Source organism: Streptomyces beijiangensis, from assembly GCF_017315755.1.
In the GTDB taxonomy this organism is placed as follows: domain Bacteria; phylum Actinomycetota; class Actinomycetes; order Streptomycetales; family Streptomycetaceae; genus Streptomyces; species Streptomyces beijiangensis.
In genome coordinates this window covers 1-12,998 of sequence record NZ_JAFLRJ010000193.1, presented here as the reverse complement: position 1 = coordinate 12,998, position 12,998 = coordinate 1, and the positions used below count along the sequence as shown (strand labels likewise).

The window sequence follows — 12,998 nt, the reverse complement described above, 5'->3', positions numbered from 1 at the left end:
GGGCCCTGGCCAGCTCGACGCGGCGCAGGAGGCCGGTGGGGAGGCCGGCCGTGTACCGGTCGCGTACGGACGCCCCGTCCAGGTCCAGCAGGCGCAGTACGGACTCGACAGTGCGGCCCGGGTCGCGGACCCGGCCCTGCTCGGCGCCGATCCGCACCTGCTCGGCGACCGTCAACGACGGGAAGACCGCGAGCTGCTGGAACGTCCTGGCCACCCCGAGCCGGGTGCGGGCATGGGCGCTTCGGCGGGTGATGTCCGTCCCGGCGAGGGCGACGCGGCCCGAGGCGGGGCGGAGTGTGCCGCAGAGGCAGTGGAAGAGGGTGCTCTTGCCCGCGCCGTTGGGGCCGACCAGGGCGGTGACGCGGCCGGGCTCCACGGTGAGGTCGACGCCGTCCAGGACGGTGAACGCGCCGTAGGAGAGGCGGAGTCCGCGGGCGGTGAGGGGGCCGGGGGGTGAGACCTCGGCCCAGTCGGGTGCCGGTCTCCGGGGCGCCCGCGTTCCGGTCCCGGATCGAGCGAGTGCTACGGGTGGCCGGGGCAGCCTGGCCCGCGCCCTTTCGCCGAGCGGGGTCCGAGTCAGGCGGCGGGGCGGGCGTGCGGCCGGGCGGAACCGGGTGAGCAGGAGTGCCAGGGCGCCGACCGCCGTGGCCGCCAGGCCGGTGTGCGACCCGGAGTCCAGGACGGTCAGGAGCACCGCAGCGGCCGGGGCGGCGAGCAGCGTGTCCGCGCCCAGGATCATCAGGGCCGCGAACCAGAGCAGGCCGCGCACCGGGTCGTACGCCGTCGCGTCGAAGGCGCTCGCGCCCATCGACAGCAGCCCGCCGCCGAGCGCCGCGAGGGCCGCGCCCAGGACGAAGGCCAGGAGCTTGAGGCGCGGCACCGGGACGCCCGCGGCGGCCGCGCCCTGTTCGTGGTCGCGCATCGCGGCCAGCGCCCTGCCCATGCGGCCGCGGCGGAGAGCCGCCACAGCGAGCAACGAGCAGCCGAGCAGGGCGAGTTCGAGCGTGTAGAAGGCGCGGTCGGAGCCGAACCCGGCGGGCCGTGACACCGTCACGCCCGAGGTCGCGTACGGCTGGGTGAGGACGAAGCGGCTCACCACCGTCCCCACCGCGAACGTGGTCAGCGCCAGCGCGAGACCGCGGCGGCGGATGGCGGGCCAACCGGTGAGCAGACCGAGCGGGGCGACCAGGGCGACGGCCACGGGCAGCGCGACCAGTTCGGGCAGGCGCTCGGAGAGCCGGGCGGCGAAGAGGGCGCCGAGCCCGGCGTACGCGGCCTGCCCCAGGGCGAGTTGGCCGCTGCGGCCCGTGACGATGACCAGGGAGAGCAGGACGACGGCGAGCGCGGGAACGGCGACCGCGGTGTGCGGGGTCGAGACGACGGGGAACACCAGCAGCACGGCGACGGGCACCCACGTGAGCTGCCGTATCCGCACCACGGGACCGGGCCGCAGCGTCGCGGCCAGGGCGCGCAGCGCGGTCCCGGTGTCCGGTGCCCGCCGCGCCGCTCCGGTCACCGCACCCCGTGCCGGGCCGGTTGGCCGCAGGGCGGCGGCCGGTTCCGGAACCCCCACGCCCCGCATCGTCAGCGCCGCGATCAGCAGCGCCACCACGAACAGGTTCGAGCCGAGCGCCTGGAGCAGCGGGTCGAGCCGCCCCGACGGGTGGAAGCGCGTCAACTGGGCCTGGGCCACCCCGAGGACGAGCGCCGTCCCCACCGCGACCGGCAGGCTCCGCATGCGCGCCGCCACCGCGACCGCCATCACCTCCATCACGAGCAGCGGCAGCCCGTACGGATCGAGGCGTACGTACGGAGCCAGGAGCACGCCCGTAAGACCGGCCGTGAACGCCCCGAACGCCCACCCCGCCGCGGCCACCCGGCCCGCGTCGATCCCGCCCAGCTCCGCCAGGGCGCGGTTGTCGACCACGGCCCGCAGCTCCTTCCCGAAGCGGGTCCAGCGCGTCACCGCCGCCACCGCGCCCGCCAGTACGCACACCGCCGCGAGCTGGATCCACGGCGTGTCGGGGAGGATCGCCGGTGCGTCCGCCCGCGCCCCCGGGCCCCACACCAGCCCGGCGACGCCGATCAGCAGCACGAGAACGCCGATCGTCGCGGCCAGGGCGCGCGCGGGATCGGAGCCCACGAACGACATCAGCAGTCCGAGACCCGGAGCGGCGACCAGCAGCGTCAGACAGGCGGCGAGCGGGAGCGGCCAGCCCCAGCCGACCGCCAGCTGGCGCAGCAGAAAGGCGCAGATCATCGCGATCGCGCCATGGGCGAGGTTGAGCACACCCGTGGCCCGGTAGGTGACGATCAGCCCGATACCCGTGAGGGCGGCGGCACTTCCGACGGTCAGTCCCGCCAGGACGAGGTCGTACGTCAGCGGGTCCACGGCGTCAGGGCTCGCACACCGGACAGGGCGCGAGCTCCCGGCCGGCCGCCGGCACCGCATCGGGTTTGCCCGCGACGAGCAGACAGCCGGGCCGGTGGGCCAGCGTCCCGCCCGGCAGGCACACCAGGGGGCCCGTGTCCTCAACAGGCCCCGGGGGAACGGGTGCGGGGTCGCCGGGGTCGTCCGCCACGAGCAGCCCGTACACCTCGGCCAGTGCGAGCAGCACCGCCCCCGCCACGATCAGCGCCGCGCCCGGCACCGTACAGGAGGCGAGATAGGGGACCTGGCGGGCGGTGAACCGCTCGCCCGAGACCCCGTACCAGCCGGCCGCGCAGAGCAGCGCGCCGCATCCGACGGCCGCCAGGCCGGCCCAGAGAAGTCGGGAGGTGAGCATGGGGCCCCCGTGGGTCTGGAGGTCTGGAGGTCTGTTCAAGTGTGCCGATCCCTTGCACTATGCCGCCTATGGACCTCATCAGGTACCCACGTGCCGGACTGGGCACGGCGGCCGCGGCACTGGTGCTGCTGCTCGCCGGGTGCTCGGACGGTTCGCCGTCCAAGCCCGCCCCGGAGACGAGCAGTTCGCAGCCGAGTACGGCTTCCACCACGAGCGCACCCGCGGCCGGGGCCCCCGCCGACCAGGCCGCCGCCAAGCAGCAGATCGAGAAGAACTGGACCCTCTTCTTCGATCCCAAGGCCGCCACCGACGACAAGGTCAAGGTGCTGGAGAACGGCGACACGCTCCGCCCCCTGCTCGCCCTCTTCAGCGGTGACAAGAACGCCACGCAGTCCAGGGCGAAGGTCACCGCCGTCTCGTTCACCTCCGCGAAGGCCGCGGACGTCACGTTCGACCTGATCGTCGGCACCGCGACCGCGCTCCCGAACAGCAAGGGCACCTCGGTCCTGCAGGACCAGACGTGGAAGGTCTCGGTGAAGTCCCTCTGCGCGCTCGTCGAGCTGAGCGGCAATGCGGCGGCACCGGGCTGCTGAGCGGGTCGTCCTGGCGGCGCTCGTCCTGCTGAGCGCCGCCTGCGGCAGCCGGCTGCCCGAGCGCGACTTCGAACAGGACCCCTCACCGACGGCCGCCGCGGCTCCGCTCCGCGTCGGCATCATCACCAGCGCCACCAGCCCCGTCGGCGGCTCGGCGTTCACCGGCGCCCGCGACGGCGCCCAGGCCTACTTCCGGCAGCTCGACGCGGCGGGCGGCATCGCGGGACGCAGGGTCGAGGTCCTCACGTGCGACGACGGCGGCAGCTCCATCGGCAACACCGAGTGCGTGCACCGCCTCGTCGACGAGAAGAAGGTCTTCGCGCTGGTCGCCACGACCGCCCTCGTCTACGCGGGAGCACCACTGGTCTCCCGGGCCGGCGTACCCGACATCGGCGGGCAGCCGATCGGTGCCGCGTACGACACCTATCCGCATCTGTACGGGATCTACGGCAGCCAGGCCCCCCGCGACGGCACCCCCGGCTGGCACGGGGAGCTCTACGGCGGCACCGAGGCCTACCGGTACTTCAAGCGCACCCAGGGCGCCCGCACCGCCGCCGTCGTCTCCTACAACCAGGCCTCGTCGGCCGCGTACGCCAGGCTCATCACCCAGGGCCTGCGCAAGGAGGGGTACGGGGTCGTTTCCGAGCAGGTCGACTTCGCCCTCCCCAACTTCCGTGCGGCAGCGGCCGACCTCAAGAACCAGGGCGCCGATCTGGTCTTCGACGCCCTGGACACCCACGGCAACGCGCAGCTGTGCGAGGCGATGGACGCGGTCGGCGCCCGGGTCACCGCCAAGGTCACCAACGTCCAGAACTGGACCGACGCGGTCCCGCAGGACTACAAGAACTCCCCGCGCTGCCGCAACGCCCTGTGGGTGACCGGTTCGAGCCGCAACTACGACGACACCGCCGACCCTCAGGTCCGCGCCTTCCGCACCGCGATGGGCGGCAGGCCGCTCGCCCAGTGGCAGCTGGAGGGCTGGGCGGCGGCCATGTGGTTCACCGACGCGGCCCGCGCCTGCACCGCCGACCTCACCCGCGCCTGCGTCGAGGGCTTCGTCGGCCGCCCGCAGCCGTACACCGCACGCGGGCTCCTGCTCCCCGTCGTATACGAACAGCTGCCGCGGCCCCCGGCGGTCCGGCGCACCTGTCTCTCGGTGGCCCGCTGGAGGGACGGCGACGGCTGGGTGACCCAGAGCGCCCCGATGACCGCGAACTGCTTCACCGTGCCCCAGCTCCCATACCGCCCGTAGGCCCTCCTAGTACAGTCCACAGCAGACTCACATGTTGACCAGCATGTAGACCAGGGGGACCGAACGGCGTCATGCACATTTCATTTTTGCTTCATAACGGGTACGGGATCGGTGGCACGATCCGCACGACGTTCAATCTGGCCGAGACACTCGCCGAACACCACGACGTGGAGATCGTCTCGGTGTTCCGCCACCGTGACCTGCCGGTACTCGGCACTCCCGCCGGTGTGACGCTGCGCCACCTCGTCGACATGCGCAAGACCAGCGCGACGTTCGACGGGGACGCACCGGAGCACGCCCGTCCGGCCAGGATCTTCCCGCGCGGCGACGGACGGCACCGGCAGTACAGCCGGCTGACCGACGCCCGGATAGGGGCCCATCTGAAGTCCCTGCGGGCCGATGTCGTCGTCGGCACCCGGCCCGGACTCAACGTGCAGATCACCCGCCAGGCCAGGCGCGGCCCCGCACGCGTCGGCCAGGAACACCTCACCCTGGACAGCCACAGCTACCGGCTGCGCCGCGAGATCGCCCACCGCTATCCGCTCCTCGACGCGGTCACCACCGTCACCGAGGCCGACGCCCGGGCGTACCGCACCCGGCTGAAGCTTCCCGGCGTACGGATCGACGCCGTCCCCAACAGCGTGCCCGCGCCCCTCATCCCGGCCGCCGACTCCACCGGCAAGTGGGTGATCGCGGCGGGCCGTCTCACCGACGTCAAGCGCTACGACCTCCTGGTGCAGGCCTTCGCCAAGGTCGTCGCCGCCCGCCCCGACTGGCGACTGCGCATCTACGGGAGCGGGGACACCAGCGGGAACGAGCGAGGCGCCCTGCGCGCCCTCATCAATGAACTCGGCCTCTACAACCATGTCTTTCTGATGGGCTCGGCCCATCCCATCGAGCCCGAGTGGACCAAGGGCTCCATCGCCGCGGTCACCTCCCGCCTCGAGTCCTTCGGCATGACCATCGTCGAGGCGATGCGCTCAGGACTCCCCGTCGTCTCCACCGACTGCCCGCACGGGCCCGGCGAGATCATCGCCGACGGGGTCGACGGCCGGCTCGTCCCGGTCGGTGACGTCGACGCGATCGGAGACGCCCTGCTCTCGCTGATCGCCGACGACGAACTGCGGCGCAGGATGGGGCAGTCGGCGCGGGAGAACGCGGCACGCTTCGATCCGGCCCGTATCGCCGAGCGGCACGAGGCCCTCTTCACCGAGCTTCTGGCCCGCGGAGGACCCGGCGGCTCCCGCAGCCCGCTGCGCGACGCGGTGCACCGCACCCGGTCGACCGTTCTCGACGGGGTGTACGGGATCCGCTACCGGGCCGCCGCCGTGCTCAGGAAGGGCAAGTCCTCATGACCACCGACACCTCCGGTTCCACGGGGACCACCGCACCGCCGCGCGTCCACTGCACGGCCGCCGCCGACGGCTCGCTCAGCTTCGCTCTCCCGGACACCCGCGCCACCGCGCTCGTGCTCAAGCACCGCAGGACCGGTGACCGCCTCCGTCTGGAGCTCGCCCCGGACGCCGTGCTGGGCGCGGAGACCGCTCTCGCCGAGGGCCGCTGGGACGTCCTCGCCGACTGCGGCGATGACGGGGAGCGGAGCGTCGAGTCGGGCATCCGCGACCTGCGCACCCTGGTCGACCGCCTGCCGGAGCCGGCGTCCGCGGCCGTCGCCGTCCGCATCCCGTACCCGGCCAAGGACGGCACCCTGGCCATCCGCAGCTGGCTGCGCGCTCCGCACGCCGAGGCGGGGGCGATCGGCTTCGCCCCGTACGCGATGACCGTCGAGGGACGGCTGTACGGCACCGGGCTCGGCCCCGGCGCGGTCGTCGAGGCGCGGCTGCGCGGGACGCCGGGCGTGGTGCACAGGGAGCCCGCCACCGGTGGGTCCGGGGCCTTCGCCTTCACGCTGCCCTACGCGCCGCTGGCCGCCGACGGCATCACGAAGCAGGCGATCTGGGACCTGTGGCTGCTGCCGTCGGGTGAGGGTGAGGGTGAGGGTGAGGGTGAGGGTGAGGGTGAGGGCGAGGGCACGGCCGCGGTACGCATCGCCCGGATCCTCGACGACATCGCCGACCGGAGGGGCATCTACGTCTACCCGGCAGGCCCCGCAGACACCGGGGGGCGTGCCACGGCGGTCCCGTACTACACCGTCGGCAACGACCTCAGCGTGCGGCTGGACCCCGCGGCGGGCTGATCAGGACGGCTCGGGGCTCTTTTCCGAGGGTTCCGGGCTGCTGAGCGCCGCGTACTCCGGGTGGTGCAGATCGAAGGCGGGGGACTCGGAGCGGATCCGGGGCAGGGTGAGGAAGTTGTGGCGCGGCGGCGGGCAGGACGTCGCCCACTCCAGTGAACGCCCGTACCCCCAGGGGTCGTCGACGTCGACCTTCTTCCCGTACTTCGCCGTCCTCCAGACGTTGTAGAGGAACGGCAGCGTGGAGAGGCCGAGGAGGAACGCGCCGATCGACGAGATGGTGTTGAGCAGCGTGAAGCCGTCGGCCGCCAGATAGTCCGCGTACCGCCGTGGCATGCCCTCCGCGCCCAGCCAGTGCTGGACGAGGAAGGTGATGTGGAAGCCGACGAAGAGCGTCCAGAAATGGATCTTGCCGAGCTTCTCGTCGAGCATCTTGCCCGTCAGCTTGGGCCACCAGAAGTAGAAGCCGCCGAAGGTGGCGAAGACGACCGTGCCGAAGACCACGTAGTGGAAGTGGGCGACCACGAAGTACGAGTCGGTGACATGGAAGTCGAGCGGGGGCGACGCCAGGAGCACGCCGGTGAGCCCGCCGAACAGGAAGGACACCAGGAAGCCGACGGACCAGAGCATCGGCGTCTCGAAGGAGAGCGAGCCCTTGATCATCGTCCCCGTCCAGTTGAAGAACTTCACCCCGGTCGGGATCGCGATCAGGAAGGACATGAAGGAGAAGAAGGGCAGCAGCACCGCGCCGGTGGCGAACATGTGGTGCGCCCACACCACCACGGACAGCCCGGTGATCGACATCGTCGCGGCGACCAGCGTGGTGTAGCCGAAGATCGGCTTGCGCGCGAAGACCGGGATGATCTCGCTGATGATCCCGAAGAACGGCAGCGCGATGATGTAGACCTCGGGATGGCCGAAGAACCAGAAGAGGTGCTGCCAGAGCAGCGCACCGCCCGACTGCGGCTCGAAGACCACAGAGCCGAACCGCCGGTCCGCCTCAAGCACCAGGAGCGCCGCGGCCAGTACGGGGAACGCGATCAGCACCAGGATCGAGGTGAAGAGCACGTTCCAGGTGAAGATCGGCATACGGAACATGGTCATGCCGGGGGCGCGCATCCCGATGATGGTGGTCAGGAAGTTGACCGCACCCAGGATGGTGCCGAAGCCCGCCAGCGCCAGGCCCATGATCCACAGGTCGGCGCCGATGCCGGGGGAGTGGTTGATCGAGTTGAGCGGGGCGTAGGCGAACCAGCCGAAGTCGGCGGGCCCCTCCGGGGTGAGCTCCGAGCCGAGCACGATCAGCCCGCCGAAGAGGAACAGCCAGTACGAGAACATGTTCAGCCGCGGGAAGGCGACGTCGGGCGAGCCGATCTGCAGCGGCATGATCTCGTTGGCGAAACCCGCGAAGGTCGGGGTCGCGAAGAGCAGCAGCATGATCGTGCCGTGCATCGTGAACATCTGGTTGTACTCGGTGTTCGACATGATCTGCAGACCGGGGCGGGCCAGTTCGGCCCGCATCAGCATGGCCATCAGGCCGGCGATCAGAAAGAAGACGAACGACGTGATCAGGTAGAGATGCCCGATCTTCTTGTGGTCCGTGGTCGTCAGCCAGTCCACCAGGATCCGGCCCGGACGGCGTACCTGTGCCGGTCCTTCGGCCGGCGCCTCCGCGGTCGTCGTCCCCATCATGTGCCCCCTCGATGGCCGGGTGTCGGGCAGGAGACATGATGCGCGCGTTGGTGCCCGCTCCAACAGGGGGCGTACGCAACGGGATCCGCGCACCGGGTCGCGGGACCTTCGGTCAAGGGTGCGAATGATGTAAGGAATCGGTGAATCCCCTATGCGCCGCCAACTCATGTGCGGCCGCTCGGATGTGTGAATTCAGAAGCCGCTCGGCGGGCGTTGTCCGGGAATTCACCGTGGATATGGATGTGCTCACGAAAAGTGCGGGAATTCATGGGCGAAGGGGCGTTTGACTGCACGATCGGGTGACGGAGTTCGATACTGCCGATCGTCGTGATCTTGTGACACAAGTGTGACCGGCGGGGTACAGAACACGGCCTTCCCTCTGGGCGGCCCGCCGCCTACGGTGACTGTCATGGCACCTGTACCGACTCCTCCCGCACAGCCCGACGACGCCCCCGACTCCTATGTGGGCCTGGACGCGGCGGGCGCCGAACTGCAGGCCCGCGAGCGCGGCTGGTCCACCGTGAGGTCGCTGCCGCCGGGCGCGATCATCACCATGGAGTACCGGGCGGGGCGGCTCAACTTCGAGGTCAGAGACGGCCGGGTCGCCCGCTGCTGGAAGGGCTGACCGCACAGTGAAGGCCCCCGACCACAGTGGTCGGGGGCCTTCGCCGTACAGCCGGTTCGCTAGTTGACCGGACGCGCCTGCGGGTTACGCGGCGAGCGGTCCGCGTGGGGCGGTCGCCTGCTGCCCGCCGGAGTGACCGGCGTACGTTCCGAGCGGGTCCCGTGCGGCCTCTGCACGGTGGTCCTGAGCGCCGTGGCGGACCGGCCCGCGCCGGCTCCCACCGGTTCGCGCTGCTGGTCCGCGTCCTGTGCCCGACGGCGGGGCGGGAACATCGCGGGGCTGGTGGGAACGGGTGAGGGCAGTGCGGGAGCGAACCTGCGCCGGGCGCGCCACCGTTCCCGTACGGCGAAGATCACGGCTTCGGCGCGGCCGATCATCGGCTCGGCCCACGGCAGGGCCAGCAGGATCAGCAGACCGGCGGCCCAGCCGAGCAGGACATCGCTCAGCCAGTGCGTACCGAGGTAGACCGTGGTCGCGCCCACGCCGAGCGCGATCACCGACGACAGCACCGACAGATAGCGCCTGGTCCGTGGTGTGGAGGCGAGATAGGCGAGGATTCCCCAGGTCACGACCGCGTTGGCGGTGTGCCCGGACGGAAATATGTCCCCGCCCTGGTAGAGCTCGGCCGAGCCGATGGTGGTGGCGTAGTGCGGACCGAGCCTGCCGAGGCCGAGCTTGACCGCGCCGACCGTGATGTTGAGCAGCAGAAGTGCGGCGCCGAGCGTGAGCAGCGGGCGCAGTGTGTGCTGGCGCCAGGAGCGCCAGCCGAGCCAGGCGGCGACCATCACCGCGGTGGGGCCGCGCTGGCCGAGGACCACGAAGTAGTCCAGGAAGGCGTGCAGTTCCGGCCACTGCTGGAAGGGCCGGAACATGAAGACCTTCCAGTCCAGGTCGACCAGCCAGGAAGAGGTCAGCACGGCGACGACGATGGCGAGATAGAACGCCAGCGTCGCGCCGAAGAGGACCACGCGGGTACGGCTCATCCGCGGGGTCTCTATCTTCGGCGGCTCCGGTTCCCTGTCCAGACGGGCGGAGAGCCGGTCCAGTCGGGTGATGAATCGGTCAGTACGCACCCAATCGACGTTACAGCGAGTGAGCTGCGTACTAGGCCGTACTGGTGTCTTTGTGATGACGATGTGATGTGGAGTTGGTCTCACACGAGAGTTTGTTCCCGCTTATTCGGACGCCATGTAGGACTTTCGGCCCTGGTGTTGTTGATCGTTTTTATCGGAGCCTTACGGCCGCCGAATTCATTCACCGAAATGCGGTGCGGTGTTTTCATCCCGTACGGCTTCCCCGGATCACGGCGGTCCCGATCCGTTGAGCCAGAACGCCCCGTAGACGGCGGATGCCAGCGCCACGGGGGCGAGCACCAGCACCGCCCGCGACCTGCGCAGACGGGCGAGCGCCAGGGCGACGGGGAACAGCAGAGGGAAGGCGGGCAGCAGCAGGCGCGGCTTGGAGCCGAAGTATCCGGAGGCGCAGAGGGCCAGCGCGACGACGATCCCGCAGTAGACGAGCAGCGGCAGCGGCTGGCGCTGCCGTACGCCCTTCACGTACAGCCAGATCACCAGGGCGACCCCGACGATCAGCCCGATCCCGGCCAGGAAGGCCGGGCCGCCCAGCCTCTCCCCGATGAAGCGGGCGAACGCCAGGCCGCCGTCGAAACCGTTGCCCCACTGGCCCTGCACGTCGAGATAGCCCAGGAGGCCGCCGCCCGTCCGCCTTCCCACCCACAGGACGTATGCCGCCGCACCGAGCGGAGCGATCAGCGCCCCGAGCAGCATCCGCGCGCGCGGCCCCTCGCCCCGGCGCAGCGCCACCGCCACGGAGACCCAGACCGCCGCGACGACCGCGGCCCCGACGGGGCGGGTCAGCCCCGCCAGCGAGGCGAGGAGGCCTGCGGCGATCCAGCGCTCGCCGAGCACCGCGTACAGAGCCCAGGCGGCCAGTGCCGTGAACAGTGACTCGCTGTACGCCATCGACTCCACGATGCCGACCGGCAATACCGCCCAGAGCACGGCCGCGGCGGTACCGGCGGCCGGTCCGTACAGCCGGTCGCCGACCGCGAAGATCCCCCAGGCGGCGAAGAGCGAGGCGATCCAGCTCACAGCGAGCCCCGCGTCCGCGTGACCGAGCGGGCTGACGGCCGAGACCAGCCGCTCCAGCCAGGGCAGCAGCGGGAAGAAGGCCAGATTGGAGTGGACGTCGCCATTGGCCAGATGGACCTCGTAGCCGTAGCCGAGGTCCGCGACACGGGCGTACCAGAGCGAGTCCCAGCGGGCCGAGAGCAGGGTGTGCCAGCTCTTGCCGTTCGCCGCCGACCAGACGGCGAGCACCGCGATCCCGGTCAGCCGCACCGCCGCGAAGGCGAGCAGGGCGGGACCGGCGCGGCGCAGCGCGGACCGGGCCGGGGCGAGGGGCTGTACAAGATCAGTCACGGCCTCGATTATCGGGGTGCCGGGCGCAGGGGAGTGCGGACGGCGTGTGGCGTACGACACGACACCACCTGTCGCTCACATGAACTCGCGTACGCTGGCGGCGCACTCGCCTTTCGATGCCGGACCAGGGGACGTACGTCCCACGGGCCCGCCGAGCGCGAGGGATTTCCACCGGGAGGTACTCGTATGTCCAGGACGTCCACGGTCGGTGCGCGATGGCGCGCCGTCTCAGGCGGTGCGAACCGCTGGGTCGTCCTGGTCGTCCTCTGCGTCAGTCTGCTGCTGGTCGCGCTCGACGCGACCGTCCTGCATGTCGCTGTGCCCTCCGTCACCCAGGATCTGCGCCCCGGCGCCGTCCAACTGCTCTGGATCGTCGACGCCTATCCGCTGGTCTGCGCCTCGCTCCTGATCCTCTTCGGCACGCTCGGCGACCGGGTCGGACGCCGCCGGGTCCTGCTGTTCGGCTACGCGCTCTTCGGGGTGGCCTCGGCCGTCGCCGCGATGGCGACCACACCGGAGATGCTGATCGGCGCCCGCGCCCTGCTCGGCGTCGGCGGCGCGATGATCATGCCCGCGACGCTCTCGCTGCTGCGTGCCGTCTTCCCCGACCGGCGCGAGCGGGCCGTCGCGATAGGCATCTGGACCGCGGTCGCCGCGGCGGGCGCGGCCATCGGGCCCGTCCTCGGCGGTTTCCTCGTCGAGCACTTCTGGTGGGGCTCGGTCTTCCTGATCAACATCCCGCTGATGGCGGTGATATTCCCGCTCGGACGCTGGCTGCTGCCCGAGTCCAAGGGCAGCGCCGAGGGGCCCTGGGACGTGCTCGGTGCGCTGATGGCCGCGGCCGGCGTGCTCGGTGTGGTGCTGGGTGTGAAGCGGCTGGGCGCCGGCGAGGGCGTGTTCGGCCCAGGGACGCTGGCGCCGCTGTGCATCGGCGCCGCGCTGCTGATCGTGTTCGTCCGCAGACAGAAGCGGCGCGAGCATCCCCTCATCGACATGCGGATGTTCTCCCGGCCCACCTTCACCACCGCCGTGGGCTGCATCGTCCTGGCGATGCTGGCGCTGGTCGGGCTGGAGCTGATCGCGGTCCAGTACCTCCAGCTGGTGCTGGGCCTCAGCCCGCTCGCCACCGGTCTGCGACTGCTGCCGCTGACCTTCGCCGCGATGGCGGCGGGCGCCACCGGCTCGTACACGCTGCGCCGTGTCGGGCCGCGCCGGATGGTGAGTTACGGCTTCGTGCTGACCGCCGCCGCCGTGCTGTGCCTGGTCGCGATGGGGCAGCACGACAAGCCGTGGCTGCTGACCTCGTCCTTTGTGCTGCTCGGTTTCGGGCTGCAGACCACGCTCTTCGGTGCGTACGAATCGATGCTCAGCGAGGCGCCGGCCGACCGGGCGGGCGGGGCCTCGCTGAGCATCGA

11 protein-coding genes are annotated in these 12,998 nt (G+C 71.2%); 6 read left to right on the top strand and 5 right to left on the bottom strand.

What is annotated here, in order from left to right; genetic code table 11:
* On the bottom strand, positions 1-2,392 hold a 2,392-nt coding region (locus J0695_RS21255; RefSeq protein WP_206963711.1), incomplete at its 3' end, for an ABC transporter permease subunit.
* Positions 2,393-2,396: 4 nt separating this feature from the next.
* Entirely contained in the window at positions 2,397-2,786 is a 390-nt protein-coding gene (locus J0695_RS21250; RefSeq protein ID WP_206963710.1) for a hypothetical protein, read from the bottom strand.
* A 68-nt stretch (positions 2,787-2,854) separates the two neighbouring features.
* On the opposite strand from J0695_RS21250, the gene J0695_RS21245 reads away from it, so the two are divergent.
* The 4 genes from J0695_RS21245 (at position 2,855) to J0695_RS21230 (ending at position 6,828) form a co-directional block, all read left to right on the top strand.
* The gene (locus J0695_RS21245; RefSeq protein ID WP_242552982.1) at positions 2,855-3,379 is read left to right on the top strand and encodes an MTB12 C-terminal domain-containing protein; all 525 of its coding nucleotides are present in this window, start codon (positions 2,855-2,857) and stop codon (positions 3,377-3,379) included.
* Complete coding sequence (locus J0695_RS21240; RefSeq protein ID WP_206963708.1) at positions 3,357-4,631, top strand: ABC transporter substrate-binding protein; 1,275 nt, start codon at positions 3,357-3,359, stop codon at positions 4,629-4,631. Before J0695_RS21245 ends, J0695_RS21240 begins: the two co-directional genes overlap by 23 nt.
* A 71-nt stretch (positions 4,632-4,702) precedes the next feature.
* On the top strand, positions 4,703-5,986 hold the full coding sequence (locus J0695_RS21235) for a glycosyltransferase family 4 protein (RefSeq protein ID WP_206963707.1): 1,284 nt from the start codon (positions 4,703-4,705) through the stop codon (positions 5,984-5,986).
* Positions 5,983-6,828, top strand: a complete 846-nt coding sequence (locus tag J0695_RS21230; RefSeq protein ID WP_206963706.1) for a hypothetical protein — start codon at positions 5,983-5,985, stop codon at positions 6,826-6,828. Before J0695_RS21235 ends, J0695_RS21230 begins: the two co-directional genes overlap by 4 nt.
* Here the strand turns inward: J0695_RS21230 and ctaD are convergent, their stop codons facing one another.
* Positions 6,829-8,514, bottom strand: a complete 1,686-nt coding sequence (gene ctaD / locus J0695_RS21225; RefSeq protein ID WP_206963713.1) for an aa3-type cytochrome oxidase subunit I — start codon at positions 8,512-8,514, stop codon at positions 6,829-6,831. It abuts the gene before it with no gap.
* Between the two features lie 412 nt (positions 8,515-8,926).
* On the opposite strand from ctaD, the gene J0695_RS21220 reads away from it, so the two are divergent.
* Positions 8,927-9,142: an I78 family peptidase inhibitor gene (locus J0695_RS21220; protein WP_206963705.1), complete on the top strand. Its 216-nt coding sequence runs from the start codon at positions 8,927-8,929 to the stop codon at positions 9,140-9,142.
* Positions 9,143-9,201: 59 nt separating this feature from the next.
* Here J0695_RS21220 and J0695_RS21215 read toward each other — a convergent pair whose 3' ends face one another.
* Together J0695_RS21215 and J0695_RS21210 are read right to left on the bottom strand one after the other, a co-directional pair.
* The gene (locus tag J0695_RS21215; protein ID WP_307798710.1) at positions 9,202-10,215 is read right to left on the bottom strand and encodes a phosphatase PAP2 family protein; all 1,014 of its coding nucleotides are present in this window, start codon (positions 10,213-10,215) and stop codon (positions 9,202-9,204) included.
* 228 nt (positions 10,216-10,443) lie between these two features.
* Positions 10,444-11,583 carry a mannosyltransferase family protein gene (locus J0695_RS21210; protein ID WP_206963704.1) on the bottom strand — a complete coding sequence of 380 codons (1,140 nt, stop codon included), beginning with the start codon at positions 11,581-11,583 and terminating at the stop codon, positions 10,444-10,446.
* 186 nt (positions 11,584-11,769) lie between these two features.
* Between J0695_RS21210 and J0695_RS21205 the strand changes: the two genes are divergently transcribed.
* The coding region (locus J0695_RS21205) for an MFS transporter (protein ID WP_206963703.1) at positions 11,770-12,998 on the top strand (1,229 nt) is incomplete at its 3' end.

What these genes read in the sequence shown, in the direction of transcription:
- J0695_RS21235 (WP_206963707.1), top strand. Translation starts at nt 4,703, where the DNA reads ATGCACATTTCATTTTTGCTTCATAACGGGTACGGGATCGGTGGCACG.
- J0695_RS21245 (WP_242552982.1), top strand. Translation starts at nt 2,855, where the DNA reads ATGGACCTCATCAGGTACCCACGTGCCGGACTGGGCACGGCGGCCGCG.
- J0695_RS21230 (WP_206963706.1), top strand. Translation starts at nt 5,983, where the DNA reads ATGACCACCGACACCTCCGGTTCCACGGGGACCACCGCACCGCCGCGC.
- J0695_RS21240 (WP_206963708.1), top strand. Translation starts at nt 3,357, where the DNA reads ATGCGGCGGCACCGGGCTGCTGAGCGGGTCGTCCTGGCGGCGCTCGTC.
- J0695_RS21250 (WP_206963710.1), bottom strand. Translation starts at nt 2,786, where the DNA reads ATGCTCACCTCCCGACTTCTCTGGGCCGGCCTGGCGGCCGTCGGATGC.
- ctaD (WP_206963713.1), bottom strand. Translation starts at nt 8,514, where the DNA reads ATGGGGACGACGACCGCGGAGGCGCCGGCCGAAGGACCGGCACAGGTA.
- J0695_RS21220 (WP_206963705.1), top strand. Translation starts at nt 8,927, where the DNA reads ATGGCACCTGTACCGACTCCTCCCGCACAGCCCGACGACGCCCCCGAC.